The following is a 15737-nucleotide window of genomic DNA, read 5'->3' as shown; positions in this document are numbered from 1 at the left end:
GTCAACGTATAGTTGATCTGGGTCACCAGCAAGTATTGGCAGTAATCCAGACGTGTGATGGGCTTCTTTTCCATCCCGCTCTGACGCGCTCCGCTCCAACAAGTGCCCTCCCAATCCCAGTTTTTGCGTAAGTCCTATAAGAGATAATTTCTTGTTGATTGAGTATGAAGAAGACTCGATCTCACAAGAAATTTCTGAGCACGATATAGATTTGGAGGGATTCTCAACTATTAGAATTAATAAAATTAAAACTGACGACTTCTCGTCAATATATAGATCAATAGCTGAGCTTACATTGCCTATATCTGCGATGGATGTAAGGAAGGTTCAAAGTATTGTCAAAGAGATATATGCTGGCGGAGATATAAAAGTAAACATCACCGAAGATCTCGACTCTTTGAATAATGGTGACAGAATAATCGCTATTGGCTCGCATAAGACTATTAGCTATCAATATCATACGTCTGCCGAGATGATGGCTAATTATTTTAGTATTATTGATGAGTCTAATTCTCAGCTTCTTGCTTTGATAAATAAGTACACTATTCAAGGTCAGCAATATTTTCCTGTATTTGGATTTAGCTCAATAACAAGCGAAATAGAGCAAGTTGAAAGGCTTAAGCAGCAGCAAATGGAAAAGGTGCAGTCAGCACTTAATTCGATTAGTGAGTCTTGCAAAACAGATAAATCAACGATTGATGACATACTTGGAGATGAGTCTATTACCGCAAGCAATAAAAATAATGCAATTCTATGGTCATTGATGAATGGAAAAATATCGCTAGCTGACACCGAAGCCTATTTGAAGTCGTTTGAAAATAAATCGGATACACCTTACAGGAAGCTTTTGTGCGCTTATGATCTTAAGAAATATTCTAATTAGCCTGCGTAGGGCGCAATAGCTTACCCGCGTATTCCGCCGCATGGGGCGTTCCGTTCGGCGCATTACGCTAAAGCTAATGCGCCCTACACGACCTAAAAATAATATGTGAAAAGCGTTGCGAGCGGTCCGCACAACAGCTTTTCACACACACTCTAAGCTCCAGAGCCCGATGAATTCCGCCGCCTGTCGTAATAGGCGCGCACGCAACGGAGCACTTCATAGCTGTATTTGCCGTCCAGGGCCTGGTACAGCGGCTTGAGTGCGCGCCGTTGATCTTCCGGCAGAGTCTGCCAAACCGCTTCTATTGCTCCCACCTCCGAATCGCTTAAGCCCACCACTTCGCTGAGTTCAACGACCCCGCTTTCAATCGCCCGGGCCAGATGGCCATAGACGGTGGAGACCGTCAACCCACGCTGATAAGCGATCTGTTCGGCATTCATGCCGAGCCGGAATAGCGCCAGGCTTTCATCCGCCGTCGTACTGGCGGTCGAGGCCGAACCGTCGCTGCTTCCGTGTTCCAGAATGACCGACAGAAATTCGTCGCCATAAAGCTCCAGCTTGCGCTCGCCGATGCCCGCCAGCCGGCTCAGTTCGGTTCGGTTTGCGGGTCTCGATTGGACCATTTCCATCAGAACGGCGTCTTGAAAAATCACGTAAGCGGGCACGTCCTGTTGCTCGGCGAGCGTGCGCCGTAAGGTGCGTAATGCCTGCCAAAGGCGTTCGTCGGCCGGGTTGGAAAAGCGCGCGACGGTCTGGCGGCGCCCGCTCGAAACCTCCTTGTAACTATCCCGCCTTAACCGGATTGCGACGTCGCCACGCAGCACCGGCCGGCATTCTTCGGTCAGGCGCAGTGCGCCGTGGGCCTCCCAATCCACCGTCAAATAGCCTTGGGCGATGATCTGGCGGAATACCGAGAGCCACTGCTTCTCGTCCATACTTTGACCGATGCCGAAGGTGCTGAGCCGATCATGGCCCAGGCGCGGTATTCTCTCGTTGAGCTTGCCGCGTAATACGTCGATGATGTGGTGAGCGCCGAAGCGCTGGCCGGTACGGTAGACGCAGGACAGCGCCTTGCGGGCGGCGTCGGTGCCGTCCCAGGTGTCCGGCGGGTTGAGGCAGTTGTCGCAGTTGCCGCAGGGTTTGTCGGCGATTTCGCCGAAATAACGAAGCAAAGCCTGTCTCCGGCAACCGGTCAACTCGCAGAAGCCGAGCATCGAATCGAGTTTGTGGCGCTCGACCCGCTTATGCAATTCATCGGCTTGGGAGCCTTCCACCATCTGCCGCAGGGTAATCACGTCCTGCAGGCCGTAGACCATCCAGGCATTGGCCGATAAGCCGTCGCGTCCCGCGCGCCCGGTCTCCTGATAATAAGCTTCGAGGCTCTTGGGCAAGTCGAGGTGCGCGACGAAGCGGACGTTGGGTTTGTCGATGCCCATGCCGAAGGCGATCGTCGCCACGACGATAACGCCTTCCTCCATCAGGAATCGCCGCTGGTTTTTCTGGCGTTTCTCGGCGGAAAGACCGGCATGGTAGGGCAGAGCGGAAAACCCTTGGGTGCGGAGCCATTCCGCGGTCGATTCCACTTTTTTTCGCGACAGGCAGTAAACGATTCCAGCGTCTCCGGGATGTTCGTTTCGGAGAAACTGAACCAGTTGCCGGCGCGCGTCCTGCTTGGGCGATATCCTATAGCGTATGTTCGGCCGATCGAAACCGCTGCAAAAGACCTTGGCATCCTGCAGACCGAGGCGCTCGACGATCTCGTGCCGGGTTCGCTCGTCGGCGGTGGCTGTCAGCCCGACTCGGGGAATATGGGGAAAACGTTCGTGCAGCAAAGACAGCTGCCAATAATCCGCGCGGAAATCATGCCCCCATTGCGACACGCAATGCACTTCGTCTATGGCGAAAAGGCTGACTTCAGCCCGCCCAATGAGCGCCTGCACGCGCTCGGTCAAGAGGCGTTCGGGCGCAACGTAGAGCAGGTCCAGTTGGCCGTTTAGAAATGTCTGCTCGACCTGGCGCTGGATTTCATAGGGTAGGGTAGAGTTCAGAAATGCGGCTCGAACACCCAGTTGAAGCAGGGTTTCGACCTGATCCTGCATCAGGGCGATCAGGGGCGAGACGACGATGCCCGTGCCCGGACGGATCAGGGCGGGGATTTGATAGCAGAGCGACTTGCCGCCGCCGGTGGGCATGAGCACCAGCGCGTCGCCTCCGGCCGTCAGGTGATCGATGACGGCGCGCTGCTGGCCGCGAAATCGGTCATAGCCGAAGACACTCCGCAAAACCTGAAGGGGGTCTTTCGGCATGAACCGTTCCGCTGCCGTAAGCACCGTCTATTCGGCTAAGAATGCAGCATCTGTTTCAGTTCCAGCGATTGGGACAGAGCGGCTTCGACGTCTTCGGCCAGCACGTTGAAATGTCCCATCTTGCGGCCGATGCGGGCCGTCTTTTTGCCGTAAAGATGAAGCTTGACGTTGGGCTGGCTCAAAAGCTTGTCCCAAGCCGGTTCGTCGTCCCGCCAGATATCGCCCAAGAGGTTGACCATCACCACCGGGCTCAACAAGCGAGTATCCGCGGGCGGCAATCCGCACAAAGTCCGAACTTGCTGCTCGAACTGGCTGGCGGCGCAGGCATCCAGGGTGTAATGGCCGCTGTTGTGAGGACGCGGCGCGATTTCGTTGATGACCAGATCGCCGTTGTCCAGGACGAAGAATTCCACGGCCAATACGCCGATGTAATCCATCGCTTGAGCGAGCCGGAGAGCCATCTCCTGCGCGCGCGCCGCAATGGCCTGCGTTACCCGGGCCGGCACGATGCTGACATCGAGAATTCCCGATTCGTGCTGGTTTTCCGCCACGGGAAAACACCTCACTTCGGTCGGCGAAGAACGCGCGATGATGACCGAAATCTCGGTCTTGAGATTCAGTTGCCGCTCCAACACGCAAGACTTCCCGCCCAGTTCGGCAAATGCGGATCTTGCTTCTTCAGCCGTTTTCACCCGAATTTGCCCTTTGCCGTCGTATCCTAGCCGCGCCAGCTTCAGAATTCCGGGCAAATACCCCTCCAGGTTTTGATCGAGGTCTGCGGCGCGCTCTATGGCAAGAAACGGGGCCACCTGAAGTCCGGCACCGGAAATGTAACGCTTCTCTACGATACGGTCCTGCGCGATCGAAACACATTCAGCCGAGGGGCTTACGCGTACGCGCTGCGCCAAGTAGTTGAGGCTATCGGCCGGGATATTCTCGAATTCCGTGGTGACCGCGGCGCAGGTCTCCGCCAACCGGTCGAGCGCCGCCCGGTCATCGTAGGCGGCCCGGATGTGCGCATCGGCCAATCCGCCGGCCGGACTGTCGGTATCGGGGTCCAGCACGGTAACTCGATAGCCTATGGCTCGCGCCGCCATGGTGAACATGCGGCCCAATTGGCCGCCCCCCAGGATGCCGAGCATGGCATTCGGTAGAATATGTTTCATCGTCGATATGGTTAATGAGGGATTTACAGGAGCAGGGCGATATACATCGGCCAACCGTGTTTGTTCTCGGTTAGCCCAGGAATAGCTTTTCTCGGAAAATTAACGGTTCGCTGCGGGCGCTTATATCACTCGATTTCCGGCAGCGTCAGCGCCAAGACGGTTTCCGTCTGCCGAAGACGAAAATCCCGGAGTTTAGCGGCCAAGTCCGAATCGTGGGCGGCGAGCAGTGCGACCGCGAATAAACCGGCATTCACAGCGCCCGCTTCGCCGATGGCGAAAGTCGCAACCGGCACGCCCTTCGGCATCTGGACGATGGAGTACAGGGAGTCTTGGCCCTTCATGTATTTTGTGGGTACGGGAACACCCAGCACAGGCAAGATGGTTTTTGCCGCCATCATACCGGGCAAATGCGCCGCGCCGCCCGCGCCGGCGATGATGCATTTGAGGCCGCGCTCGGCCGCTGTTTCGGCGTACTGGAACAATAAATCCGGTGTCCGATGAGCGGAAACCACTTTTGTTTCGAACGGGATATTAAAATCTTTCAGCTGACGGGCGGCATGCTGCATGATCTCCCAGTCGCTGTTGCTACCCATGACGATGCCGACGTGAACCATTGGATATCCGCTCTATACAATCAAAAACTAAAGATTTTATCCCGATTCCTTCTCGTACGCTAAGACGGACAGATCGCCGCTTTTTAACCGGGCACCATTATCCCAATCGTCGGAATCGCCGCCGCTAAATTTCGTGGAAATATCAAAATTGAGCGCAAAGACTTCAATCGATCCTGCCGAGGCCGCGCATTTCGACCGATTGGCCCATGCCTGGTGGGACTCTGACGGTCCATTCTGGCCCTTGCATCGCCTTAATCAATTGCGGGTCGGGTATATTTCCGACCATTTGCTGTCGCGATTCGGCCGCAGCGCAAATCAAGCCGAGCCTCTTCGGGCGATTCGCATCCTGGACATCGGTTGCGGCGGAGGGCTATTGAGCGAAGCGATGGCGAGGCTTGGCGCGGAGATACATGGCGTTGATATGGTGGAGAAGAATATCCGCGCCGCACAGCGCCATGCGGAAGAAAGCGACTTGAAAATCCGTTATGAATGCGGAACCGCCGAAGCTTTGATCGAACGGGGCGAATCCTACGATGCCGTCTTGAACCTCGAAGTCGTCGAGCATGTGGCCGATCTGCCGCTGTTCATGAAGGCTTGTGGTGAACTGGTGAGGCCGAGGGGGCTCACGGTCATCGGCACGATCAATCGCACGGCGATGTCCTTCCTCGCCGCGATTGTGGGCGCCGAATACGTGCTGCGCTGGCTTCCCAAGGGGACCCATCGTTGGCGCAAGTTCCCTAGGCCGAACGAACTGGAAGACCTGCTGCGGGACGGCGGCCTGCGTGTTTTCGACCGCACCGGCGTCAAAGTTAACCCCTTCACCCGGCAATTCCGGCTAAGCTCCGGTATGGGCGTCAACTACATGCTGGTCGCCGAGAAATCGGGCTGATCGGCGCAATTCTCGACCCGCTCCATGCGCTTGCGCCAATGTCGGTCCAGATATATCCGGCGAAAATCGAAGATCGCTTCTAAGCGCGCACGGATGAACAGGGCATGCACGAGCCGCCCTATCCAGCCGAAGGGCATCGCATAGTACACCGTATCCTCCATTTCGATCCCGCCATCCGTTTCCCGGAAACAGTGCTCGTGATACCAGAAGCGAAAAGGGCCGACGCGCTGCTCATCGACAAACCGATACGGGGCGTCGACGTGCTTGATTTCGGTTACCCAAGTCATGGGAATTCCTGCCACCGCGGCAATGCGATAACTGATGATCAGGCCGGAATGGATATCGTTCGGTACGCTTGAAGTAATCCGAAACTTGAGAAAGGCCGGCGTGATGCTTTCCAGATTCCGGGGCGTCGAGAAGAACGGCCAAGCTTCCTGCAGGCTGATGGGGAGTTTTTGCTTGCGGTTCAGGCGGTACACTTTCATCTCGTTTGAGTTACCGTTATTGGCTATTTGTCGAATTGTTGTTAACCCCCGGCGCGAAAGCCACTCCCCGAATCCGGTGAACCTTACAACATGAATGATTCACATCTCACGGTTCTCTATGACGGTGGCTGCCCAATGTGCAGCCGGGAAATCGCCCATTATCGACGAATCGACCGCGCGCAGCGCATCCGTTGGGTCGATATTACCCAGCCGGGAGCCGGGCTCGAAGCTTATGGCGTAACGCAATCGGAGGCGATGGCGGTGTTTCATGTCGTCGACCGGTCCGGCGAAATGCACAAAGGCGTGCGCGGATTCCTGGTTTTGTGGGACGAGTTCCCGCGTTACCGCTGGTTGGCGAAACTTTTTCGGGCGCTCCATCTGATTCCGTTTCTCCAATGGGGCTACGACCGCTTTGCGCGTTGGCATTTCAAGCGCCGTTGCGGGGAGGGAATCTGCCATTGAGATTGCGCCAGTGAGGAGTACCGCCATCGTTTGGTTTCGCCGGGATCTCCGCCTGGCGGATAACCCTGCGCTCCATGAGGCATTAGTTAGATAGAGCCGAGCAGGTCATCCCTGTCTTCATCGACGCTCCCGATGAGGGTTGCGGATGGCCTATCGGCCGCGCCAGCCGGTGGTGGTTGCACCATAGCCCGCGCGGCACTGGACGCTTCGCTACATAGGCTCGGTTCGCGCCGTGTCATCCGACGCGGGCTGATTCTGCGGAGTCTTCAGGCACTGATCGATCACATCGTTGACTTGAAGCTCAGCCGTAAGCGAGCGTTGGACGCATTTGGGCGGATCGCGGATGCTTCCCGCAAAACGGAAACCCATTTTCATAGCGGAACGGAGTGAACGCGTTGCGACGCTTGGCCTTTCGGGCGACGCCGTTGCGTTTGTCCGACTTCAGCGAACGGTAATTTCCGCGACCATCCCTGTCGGGTAATGTCCGGGAATATGGCAGCCGATCTCGAATTGCCCGGACTGATCGAATCGCCAAACCAGCTCCTTCGTTTCACCGGGTTCCACGGTTACGTAGCTTGGCCCGTCATGGGCCATGCCGGGATTTGTTATCATCTCCGCGGCGTGAGTCTGCTGTTCCGCAGCAGTGCCGATGACCGCCTCATGCGTCAATCGGCCGGGGTTGAAAACGACCAAGCGTACCGTTTCTCCGCGGTTTACCGTAAACGACGAGGGTTCGTATTTCATGCTGTCGAGCGTTTTGATTTCGACCGTGCGCGTTACTTCGTCGGGTTTGCCGGTTTGACCGGCAGCAGATGTCCCATGACCGAAATGAGCCTCGGGATGAGCTTGATTTCTTGAACCCGACGAAGTCGGCGATTCGGGATTCTGCGCCTGCACGGTGACGGCAGACATGACTAAAGCGAGGGCGGCCACGGGATAGATCGAACCTGACTTCACGGTATCTTCCTTGTCGAAAGAATTCAAAAACATTTCCGGATATGAAGCCCCAAAATTAGGGTGCCGGGAATTTCCTAAAATGGATTCTGTTTACCAGTATCGGACCATTCATGTCCAGCATCCTTATTTCACTTTTCCGGTACTTGGAAACGGTGGACGATCGCCGGGTTTGGCAACTTCGTACCAGGCTACAAACCGCTCCGTTTCCGGCTCGCCTTCCTCCGGAGCCCATGCGGCAAAGTCTTTGTCCTCGACGGGCCGGTAGGGGCCCAGTTTGACCTCGAATATTACCGTTTCAGGCGCCAGAGCCACCACGGCGTGCCACGTGTACGGTGGAATTTCTACCGCCATGTCGCCTCCCGATGCACTCAGGTCGATTCGCTCCAAGACGGTTCCGTTCTCGTCGAAGGTAATGATGGAAAAAGCGCCGCGCACCGCCAGCATTAACTCCCATCCCTCCGGACGCGCATGCCGGTGAGGGCGGACGTAAGTGCCCGGCTCCACGGCATTGAACAGGCGTTGGATCGGGTCATCCGGGACGCGGTGAATGTTTAGATTTTTCCGGAGCCTGGGAGAGGCCGCGGCCTCGCTGCTCAAGCGGAGGAGCTGTCTGTCGCTGATTGTTTTCAAATCGTCCATGGTCGTCTCCTGATGCGGCGCCGGCAAGCGCTTTGCGAAGTGAGTTCAGTTTGGCTTGCCGGAATTCGCCGGGTGTTTGTGCGTCTCAAGTCTGACATTTCTGTTCGAGTGTCGGCAATGATGAAGGAAACCTAACAGCCGGGTCCTGTCCGTAGAATTGCGCAAGGAGATCGTAGACCGCCGGATATTCCTTGCGCACCAAGCCTGGCACTTCGAAAAAATATTCGCTGAGCACCGCGAAAAATTCGCCCGGCCCCTCGGCGGCATAGGGGTCTATGAGAGTGTCCTCCGCCTGGTCCACGCGAGCGTTGAAATCGGTAAACGCGGCCGTGAAAACGTCGGTCCAGACCTGCCGGTCCATCCCGCGATGCAAGATAGGAAAACCGTCGGCTGTTCCATTGAGCATGTCCAGCTTGTGGGCCATTTCATGGATGACGACGTTGTAGCCCTCACAATGCCCGGAACCCCGGACGTCCGCCCAGGACAGTATGACCGGCCCGCGCTCCCAGGATTCGCCAGTCACTAGGTCTTCCCATTCGTGCATGACGCCGATGTCGTCGAACGCCGAGCGAGGCCGTATGAATCCGCCGGGATACACGACCACCGTGCGCCAGCCTTCGTACCAGTCGAAGTCCAGGTTAAGAATCGGGAGACAAGCCAGCGCGGCGATTCGGGTGCGCACCCGGTCGTCCAACCTCATCCCGCCGGCCGGCTCGAAGATCTTTTCGTGCACAAAAAAGGTGGACAATTGGCGCAGGCGCTCCCGCTCGCCGGTGCTCAGATACTTAAAAATCGGCAAATCCGCGAGCGACGAAAGCCAGGTCGATTCGGGTATCAGTCCGCGCTGAAGAAGTTTCCTGCGACGCCGCCGACGGAGTAGGCGAAGGGGAGAGAGCATGGTCAACCCAATACCGGGCCCTGGCGGTCGCCGCTCATCGCGGCGCACAGCATGGCTTCGGTAGTCCGGCACATGCTCCACGCGGCGTTGCGGTCGACGGCGATCCAACCGTATTCACGGTTTCGATTGACGGCTTCCCGGTAGGTCAACTCCGAAGCTTCCACGATGCTGCGGCCATCCCGCACGCGGGTTTCCAAACGTACCGCGACACCGTCGTCGACGATTTGTTCGCCGACGCCGGTGCAACTGACGGCGGCATGACCGGAGGCATAATTGCCCGCGACCGTCGCCGAATCGGATACCCGTTCGGGAAAGTTGAACCGGCCGCCGCCGGTAGACGTGGCGGCCGCCAGACGGCCCAGTTTGTCCAAGACGACGGCGCCTACCGTACCGGTGCCGCTCGACGTCCCGGTTTGTTGTTCCAGGTATTCGGCCCAGCGCCGCGCCCGTTCCGGCGGAACCGGATTTTGTGGAGCCATCCCCAGTTCGCGGGCGAGAAGCTGGGCCCCCAAGGGGCCAAGCACCGATTCGGTTCGGCTTTGGAGCGCCCGGGCAAGCTCGATGGGGTGGATCATGTGGGTCGCGAGCATGACGCCGGAGAATTTCAGGCGCTCGCCGTCCATCAGGGAGGCGGAGAGCCGCGCCAGTCCGTCGCTTTGCAAGGCCGAGCCATAACCCGCGTTGAACAGGGCCGATTTCTCCAGCCGTTTGACGATCTCCGTCACCGCGTCAACGGCGGACTGCCCTCGGCAAATCTCGGGCCACGCCCATTCCACTAAATCCGTGACATAAGCCCGGCGTTTCTCTCTCAATTCGGGATCGGTTTCGAGGGAGCCGGCGCCGCCGTGGATCAGGAGGATCGGGGGGCGGGCACTCTCAGAGAACATCTTCTCCATCGGGTTCACTGTGTCGTTTAAATTAAAGCGGTCGCGTTCGTATTTTTCGGTGCAATCCCGCAAGGGAATAAACCGGCGGGCGAACTGTCCAAAAAGTGTGGGCACAGGCTGGGCCGCTTGATCCGTGACCGGGTTGACGGTATACGTTTTTTTCTCGTGGCAGAAAAGACGGGCATTGGAGTAGTACAAACTTGTGACTCTCGATGCGGCGATGCATCTTCGGTCCCGATAATAAATTCACTGCAGTTTCACCAGTTCAGCGAGGTGCGTTCGATGTACAACTATTTTGCCCTTTCTTTGGTCGCCTTCATCGGCATCGTCGTGTTCGACGACGATCCGACCGGCGTGTCGCTCCAGGAGTGGATATTCTTCGCGGTGCTGGTGTATGCCGCGATCTCGTTCTTCCGGCGCTATTTTGAACATCTCCGACAACAGATAGGACGAGGCGGATAAAAGTACCCGTCCACTCGTCGGCGTCAGCCCCCAGGTATGCTCAATTAGCATCCCGTGCAAATAACTCCAGGTTTTCCAGCGCTCGGTCATAAACCAATCTCGAACCGACAATTCGTGCGGCCGAATGTAGGTCGTGCCGGCAGCTCTCGTTCGGCACGATGAGATGTTCGACACTGTGTCCGCGCACCGTCAGGTAATCCGAAATCAGGAAACGGTGACAGCGCGACGGATCTTTCTCGGCGCACATGAGCGCGGTTCGGCAGCTTCGTGCTTGTCTCAGGATCTGTTCCACGGCTTCGCGGAAATGCGGTGTCTCCATGTAGGCAGCGTAAGCTCTGAATTCCGAGGCCAACACCTTATGTTTCGAGTCGTCCGGTGTCGCCGTTCGGCGTCCGCCCAGGCTTTCGCCTTCCCATCGATATTGGATGCCGGCCTGGATTAATGCCCATTCCAGCGTGGAGCGGTTGAATTGCGCAAAACGCGCGGAGTCGGGCTTGCTGCGTATGTCGACCAGGCACCCGATACCATGTGCCTTGAGCATTTCGACCAGTTCGCCGGAGCTTCTGTTGCTGTGGCCGATGGAATAGATCTTCATAGTTTCACTTCCTTTTTTTCGCGATTGTCTTTCCATATTTTTCCCGGTTGACATCCCGCGCGCCGATAGCTTGGTTCGGTATCGAGATTCGCCAATCCTTCTTGCGATCGTTTGAATTCTTATTTAATGCACTCCTTGGACTGAAAAAACAATCAGAAGCATTCCGAGCTTCCGATGAGGCAAAAGGGCGGCCGATAACGTGTTTTGCAACTTCGGCGATCTCAATGTGACGGCGTTCCCGGTTGCTACAGTGTCTTCAAGTATTCGAGCACGGCCTTCCGCTCCTCTGCGTTCAAGCTGTCGCCGAAAACGTGCCCTGCATTAGAGTGGCCGGGCAGGGTAGTGTCGTAGATTTTCTTCCGCGCCTTCGAATCACTCGCGCCTGCTTTCCCTTGTGCCAGTCCGGTGTAGCGCCATCCCAGGCCAACCGGATCGTAATCGGCTGCGGATGACTCGTAGGATCGCGTCCAATATTTCGATCGTTTGGAACTATCGAGCAAGGCCTCGACGGTGGGAACGGAACCGTTGTGAAGATAAGGGGCGGTTATCCAAATTCCGTCCAGGGGAGGGGCGATATAACCTGGCGCCGGCGCGGCGCGGGCCAGCTCGCCGTAATAGGATCGGTTGAACCAACGAATGAACCGATCCGACGCGCCGCCGGCGGCGTTTTGGGCTAAAACAGGGTCGGTGCCGATTTCGTTTAAACCTAGTACCAGATTGGGATAGCTCGGATGCTCGCCGTAGGTGCCGTGGCAGCCGGAGCAAGTCCGCTCGAACACGGCGCGCCCTTGCTCGGCAAGCTTCGGGTCCAGACGAAACGGCCATGGGGGCGGCTTGATCGACGCCAGGTAAGCGTGGATGTCCGGCGCATAGGCATCGATTCTTTTCACTGTGTTTACGTCGTCTGCGCAGAGTATGGCGCCCACCATCATGGCGCGAGCGAGATCGCCCCGTCCCTCGGTGTTGTAGAACAAAGCATTTTTCTTCGCCATGCGCCACCAGGGCGGAACGCTCACCGGCGCCACCGTTTTCGACGGGAGCTCGATCAGCGGTTCTTGCGACCACGCCAGAGTCTTGGGGTCGCGATGCGCCATGAGCACGAGCGTGGTGTTGATGGCCGGATTCGCACCAACCGTGTCGGTAATCATGTGTGGCGCCATGGCGCGTATCCGGTCGGCCCAACGCCGCCATTCCGCGGCTTCGGCCTCGTCCTCCACGTAAGCTCCGGCGCTCTCCGCGGCAGCCGCATAGTCCTCCGTAAAATCGAGATTTTCGTTGCCGAGGCCGATGACAAGCTTTCCGTCGAAAAACCCGGCATGGCAGGATAGGCAATTGTTTACCACGAGTTCCACGCCTTGAGGCGTCGTGTACGCGGTCAAGGCGTAGGGCAGCTCGGCATTCCGGCCGGATCTTCCCGGAATCAAGCTACTGGCACGCGGCGGGGAGGCCGTCTGCTTGTAGGCAGAATCGGGTATGCCGCAGGTAATGTAAGGTGCATTGAGCAATGCCTCATAACCTTTCCGCGGATCGCCGGGGCGTTGCGGAGCGGCGGGAACGGGGCCGACGGGCGAATAGCTGACGGCATCGGTTTGCTCTCTTGATTCGCAGGCCGCCAGCAAAATAGCCAAGACCACCATCAAGCACAAAGTAATCAATGAGTTGCCGTGCCGCATATTCGACTCAAGAGCAGGTGTAAATTGCACGTTTTGATGATCCTTATCCCCGGTATCGAGCCATCAATAGCCGGTCAATTCGATGAAACCCTGTCCGGAAAGCGGTTCACCGCGTGGACCGGTTCCGGAGACCGAGACCGAGCCGGACCAGGAGCGAACGGACCGGACGGCTTCTTGATTTTCGACTAGAGGGGACAAGCGCAGTTCGTTCGAGATGCCCGGCAGCTTCACGATCCAGCTTACCGGGTAACGTGTTCCGGCGTCACTCGACCAATAATCGCCGGGTTCGAGCCAGATTTCGTTTCGGGAAATCGGCAGAGCGCGGCCATCGGCCTCGATCAAGAGCCCGCTCGAAAGCGGCGACGAGCTTCCATCCTTGCGCCTTAATTGGAAAATCAGAAGCTCACGTCCATCGTCGAGCTGCAGTTGATAGCGATTCAAGGCTACCTGTCCACCCGGCGGGGCTATTTTCCCCCAACTGCGGTTGAGCCAAGCGTGCCCGGTCACGCTGCGGCGGTGCCCGCCAAACTGAACCGTGCCGGAAACCGCCAGACGGCTCAGAACATACGCACGAAGGCGTCCGCCGGCAGCGGCCGGGAAGCTCTCTGCCGACGGAACGACGACGGCCTTTTGAGGTTCCAATCGAAGATCGAGTCGCGTCTCTTCGGCCTCCGCTTGCAAGGCGAAAGATGGGCTTTCTCCGGATGGTACCTGCATTTTCCAGTTATCGAGCCAGACGAGACCGGACGCGGGATCGTATCCGCTCATGTTCAGCGCCGCTCTCGCAAAACGCTCGAACGCCCGATATTGGCCGTTACTTGCATAGAGAAATGTAAACAGCCCCCGGTACACGTCACGCGTAGCCCAAGCCGATACCCTTTCGGGGTCATCGGGCTGAAGACCGAGTCGCGTAAGGCTCAGCTGAAAGCCATACCGGTAACCGTCCGGGGCATTCATTTGCCCGGTGAATTCCCAAATTTCCATGGGTGCGTCCCGATGGACGCCGTGATCGAAAGGAAAAGACAGAGGCCGATTGGAGCTGTCGCCCGGAAAAGTTGCCGCGATTTTTTGCAGGGTCTTCGAGAAAGACACAAAAGGCATGACATCGCCGGGCGAACCGTGCTCCGAAGGCTGTCGGAGCGTCGACGACGGCATGAGGGACAGAATTACCGCGAGTAGAGCGGCGGCTATCCGAACCACAATATCGCCGCGGACATTTGCCATACCAATTTATTCCCGGTTGCTTCAAACTGTCTAATGCTCAACAAATATCGTCTTTAGCATGGAAATCAAGCTCTCCAACCCCATCAAGCGCGTGCGGCAAAAATTCGATTCCTTGGACCGCCTCCGCGCCTTGGCGGCTTTGGTATCGGCCTGGGTTAGAGCGCTGGCTGGGGCCGTTCGCAACGAAGGGCTGGACTACCGCGCTACGAGTCTCGCCTACACCACGCTGCTGGCCATCGTGCCGGGTCTCGCCCTGAGCTTTTCGCTCCTGAAAACTTTCGGCGTCAACAATCAGCTGGAACCGTTTCTGCTGCAAATGCTCGCGCCGCTGGGCGACAAAGCCGACGATTTGACGAAGGCCATTCTCGGCTTCGTTACGAAGGTGAACGTGGGCGTGCTCGGCTTCGTCGGCTTGGTGGTGCTCATTTACACCATTATTTCCATGTTGGAAAAAATAGAAGCGGCATTCAACCATATCTGGCGGGTGAGCCAGGCCCGAAGCCTAGCCCGGCGCGCGAGCGATTACCTCAGTGTCATCTTGCTCGGCCCGGTACTGATTTTTTCCGCCATCGGGCTCACGGCCTCCATGTCCCATGCGGGCGTAGTTCGGCGACTGATCGCCCAAGAGCCTTTCGGTACCCTGTTCTACCTGGGCGGCAAGCTGCTTCCTTATTTGATGATCATCGTGGCGTTTGCGTTCGTATACATTTACATCCCGAATACGCGGGTTCAATGGCGGGCTGCGCTATTCGGCGGTACCGTGGGGGGATTGCTGTGGAAGTTCGCCGGCTTGCTGTTCGCCAAATTCGTGGCCGGTTCGACCAGCTATCACGCCATTTATTCGAGCTTGGTTATCGTCATTTTGTTCATGATCTGGCTCGATCTCAGTTGGCTCATCCTCTTGGTTGGCGGGCAAGCTGCCCTGTATTTCCAACATCCCCACTACGTGCGGGGAAAGAGCCGGTTTATTCAGCTCAGCAACCGTTTGAAAGAGAGGCTCGGGCTCGCCGTGATGTACTTGGTCGGTGAGCGTTTCGTCCATGCCGGTAAGCCCTGGACCATCGACGAGTTGGCCGAACGCTTGTCAATCCCGTGGGAAACGGTGAAAGACAGCCTGAGCGTACTGCAGGCCGGCGAGTTGGTGGTGGAAACGGGCAAGGGCGACGAAAGTTTTATTCCGGCCCGCGACATTGCCGGGATCACCGTTTGGGATATTTTGGCGGCCATGCGCACGACACGCGAGGACGCCACCCTTTCGTCCCATGCCGCTTTCGCCTTGCCGAAACTGACGAAAATTGCGGAAGATTTGGAAAATGCCGCCGCGATAACCCCTGAGGCCCGCTGTTCGCTGCGGGATCTCATTCTGGCCCAGCCGTCATCGATGCCGGAAGATTCAGGGCAAGTTCGTTCTTCGTAATGCTAGGGCGTTTTCGCTACGGTATAGCGGTGGCGTGGGTTAGGTTCTGTTGACATTTCGGGAGCTCTCCGGCGATGTCGCTCGCCATTTACGAAATGGCGAACCGATTAGCAGTCACGGAGAATGAATGGCGTATCCTCTTTCCGATTTTGGCGGCTCAAAAACATGTATATATCGGCG

At 57.1% G+C, this 15737-nt stretch carries 17 protein-coding genes; 6 read left to right on the top strand and 11 right to left on the bottom strand.

Going from position 1 to position 15737, the window contains the following annotated elements:
- The first annotated feature begins 151 nt into the window (after positions 1–151).
- A complete protein-coding gene (locus VEB01_RS03990; protein WP_324873037.1) occupies positions 152–883 on the top strand; it encodes a hypothetical protein in 732 nt (243 codons plus the stop codon).
- A gap of 152 nt (positions 884–1035) precedes the next feature.
- Here VEB01_RS03990 and recQ read toward each other — a convergent pair whose 3' ends face one another.
- The 3 genes from recQ to purE form a co-directional block, all read right to left on the bottom strand.
- Positions 1036–3189, bottom strand: coding sequence for a DNA helicase RecQ (recQ, locus tag VEB01_RS03985; RefSeq protein WP_324873036.1), 2154 nt, complete (start codon positions 3187–3189; stop codon positions 1036–1038).
- Positions 3190–3224: 35 nt separating this feature from the next.
- Entirely contained in the window at positions 3225–4355 is a 1131-nt protein-coding gene (locus VEB01_RS03980; RefSeq protein WP_324873034.1) for a 5-(carboxyamino)imidazole ribonucleotide synthase, read from the bottom strand.
- A gap of 125 nt (positions 4356–4480) precedes the next feature.
- Positions 4481–4969, bottom strand: a complete 489-nt coding sequence (purE, locus tag VEB01_RS03975) for a 5-(carboxyamino)imidazole ribonucleotide mutase (protein WP_324873032.1) — start codon at positions 4967–4969, stop codon at positions 4481–4483.
- Positions 4970–5117: 148 nt separating this feature from the next.
- On the opposite strand from purE, the gene ubiG reads away from it, so the two are divergent.
- On the top strand, positions 5118–5858 hold the full coding sequence (gene ubiG / locus VEB01_RS03970) for a bifunctional 2-polyprenyl-6-hydroxyphenol methylase/3-demethylubiquinol 3-O-methyltransferase UbiG (protein WP_324873030.1): 741 nt from the start codon (positions 5118–5120) through the stop codon (positions 5856–5858).
- On the opposite strand, the gene VEB01_RS03965 is transcribed toward ubiG, so the two are convergent.
- Positions 5828–6343, bottom strand: a complete 516-nt coding sequence (locus VEB01_RS03965) for an SRPBCC family protein (protein WP_324873028.1) — start codon at positions 6341–6343, stop codon at positions 5828–5830. The genes ubiG and VEB01_RS03965 overlap by 31 nt on opposite strands.
- Before the next feature lie 90 nt (positions 6344–6433).
- On the opposite strand from VEB01_RS03965, the gene VEB01_RS03960 reads away from it, so the two are divergent.
- Complete coding sequence (locus tag VEB01_RS03960) at positions 6434–6805, top strand: thiol-disulfide oxidoreductase DCC family protein (protein ID WP_324873026.1); 372 nt, start codon at positions 6434–6436, stop codon at positions 6803–6805.
- Positions 6806–6815: 10 nt separating this feature from the next.
- Positions 6816–6899 carry a deoxyribodipyrimidine photo-lyase gene (locus VEB01_RS23025; RefSeq protein ID WP_414675404.1) on the top strand — a complete coding sequence of 28 codons (84 nt, stop codon included), beginning with the start codon at positions 6816–6818 and terminating at the stop codon, positions 6897–6899.
- A 347-nt stretch (positions 6900–7246) separates the two neighbouring features.
- On the opposite strand, the gene VEB01_RS03955 is transcribed toward VEB01_RS23025, so the two are convergent.
- From VEB01_RS03955 to VEB01_RS03940, 4 genes are all read right to left on the bottom strand, one after another.
- Complete coding sequence (locus VEB01_RS03955; protein WP_324873025.1) at positions 7247–7789, bottom strand: cupredoxin domain-containing protein; 543 nt, start codon at positions 7787–7789, stop codon at positions 7247–7249.
- Positions 7790–7885: 96 nt separating this feature from the next.
- Positions 7886–8401 carry a WbuC family cupin fold metalloprotein gene (locus VEB01_RS03950; RefSeq protein ID WP_324873024.1) on the bottom strand — a complete coding sequence of 172 codons (516 nt, stop codon included), beginning with the start codon at positions 8399–8401 and terminating at the stop codon, positions 7886–7888.
- An 85-nt stretch (positions 8402–8486) separates the two neighbouring features.
- Entirely contained in the window at positions 8487–9299 is an 813-nt protein-coding gene (locus VEB01_RS03945) for a M90 family metallopeptidase (RefSeq protein WP_324873023.1), read from the bottom strand.
- 2 nt (positions 9300–9301) lie between these two features.
- A complete protein-coding gene (locus VEB01_RS03940) occupies positions 9302–10384 on the bottom strand; it encodes an isoaspartyl peptidase/L-asparaginase (protein ID WP_324873021.1) in 1083 nt (360 codons plus the stop codon).
- An 84-nt stretch (positions 10385–10468) separates the two neighbouring features.
- Between VEB01_RS03940 and VEB01_RS03935 the strand changes: the two genes are divergently transcribed.
- Positions 10469–10648 (top strand): hypothetical protein, encoded by a 180-nt coding sequence (locus tag VEB01_RS03935; protein ID WP_324873019.1) that lies wholly within the window; start codon positions 10469–10471, stop codon positions 10646–10648.
- Positions 10649–10688: 40 nt separating this feature from the next.
- On the opposite strand, the gene VEB01_RS03930 is transcribed toward VEB01_RS03935, so the two are convergent.
- From VEB01_RS03930 to VEB01_RS03920, 3 genes are all read right to left on the bottom strand, one after another.
- On the bottom strand, positions 10689–11243 hold the full coding sequence (locus tag VEB01_RS03930) for a DUF488 domain-containing protein (RefSeq protein ID WP_324873017.1): 555 nt from the start codon (positions 11241–11243) through the stop codon (positions 10689–10691).
- 245 nt (positions 11244–11488) lie between these two features.
- Entirely contained in the window at positions 11489–12946 is a 1458-nt protein-coding gene (locus tag VEB01_RS03925) for a c-type cytochrome (protein ID WP_324873015.1), read from the bottom strand.
- Between the two features lie 33 nt (positions 12947–12979).
- Positions 12980–14140, bottom strand: coding sequence for a lipocalin-like domain-containing protein (locus VEB01_RS03920; RefSeq protein ID WP_324873013.1), 1161 nt, complete (start codon positions 14138–14140; stop codon positions 12980–12982).
- Positions 14141–14198: 58 nt separating this feature from the next.
- On the opposite strand from VEB01_RS03920, the gene VEB01_RS03915 reads away from it, so the two are divergent.
- A complete protein-coding gene (locus VEB01_RS03915; protein WP_324873011.1) occupies positions 14199–15557 on the top strand; it encodes a YihY/virulence factor BrkB family protein in 1359 nt (452 codons plus the stop codon).
- The last annotated feature ends 180 nt before the right edge of the window (positions 15558–15737 follow it).

Source organism: Methylocaldum sp., assembly GCF_035627495.1.
Taxonomy (GTDB): Bacteria; Pseudomonadota; Gammaproteobacteria; order Methylococcales; family Methylococcaceae; genus Methylocaldum.
The sequence above is the reverse complement of the archived record's forward strand: the minus strand, read 5'-3'. Positions and strand labels throughout refer to the sequence as shown.

Bases quoted from the DNA above. Each gene is read 5' to 3' on its own strand.
- recQ (WP_324873036.1), bottom strand. From the start codon at position 3,189: ATGCCGAAAGACCCCCTTCAGGTTTTGCGGAGTGTCTTCGGCTATGAC.
- VEB01_RS03980 (WP_324873034.1), bottom strand. From the start codon at position 4,355: ATGAAACATATTCTACCGAATGCCATGCTCGGCATCCTGGGGGGCGGC.
- purE (WP_324873032.1), bottom strand. From the start codon at position 4,969: ATGGTTCACGTCGGCATCGTCATGGGTAGCAACAGCGACTGGGAGATC.
- VEB01_RS03965 (WP_324873028.1), bottom strand. From the start codon at position 6,343: ATGAAAGTGTACCGCCTGAACCGCAAGCAAAAACTCCCCATCAGCCTG.
- VEB01_RS03960 (WP_324873026.1), top strand. From the start codon at position 6,434: ATGAATGATTCACATCTCACGGTTCTCTATGACGGTGGCTGCCCAATG.
- VEB01_RS03950 (WP_324873024.1), bottom strand. From the start codon at position 8,401: ATGGACGATTTGAAAACAATCAGCGACAGACAGCTCCTCCGCTTGAGC.
- VEB01_RS03945 (WP_324873023.1), bottom strand. From the start codon at position 9,299: ATGCTCTCTCCCCTTCGCCTACTCCGTCGGCGGCGTCGCAGGAAACTT.
- VEB01_RS03935 (WP_324873019.1), top strand. From the start codon at position 10,469: ATGTACAACTATTTTGCCCTTTCTTTGGTCGCCTTCATCGGCATCGTC.
- VEB01_RS03930 (WP_324873017.1), bottom strand. From the start codon at position 11,243: ATGAAGATCTATTCCATCGGCCACAGCAACAGAAGCTCCGGCGAACTG.
- VEB01_RS03920 (WP_324873013.1), bottom strand. From the start codon at position 14,140: ATGGCAAATGTCCGCGGCGATATTGTGGTTCGGATAGCCGCCGCTCTA.
- VEB01_RS03915 (WP_324873011.1), top strand. From the start codon at position 14,199: ATGGAAATCAAGCTCTCCAACCCCATCAAGCGCGTGCGGCAAAAATTC.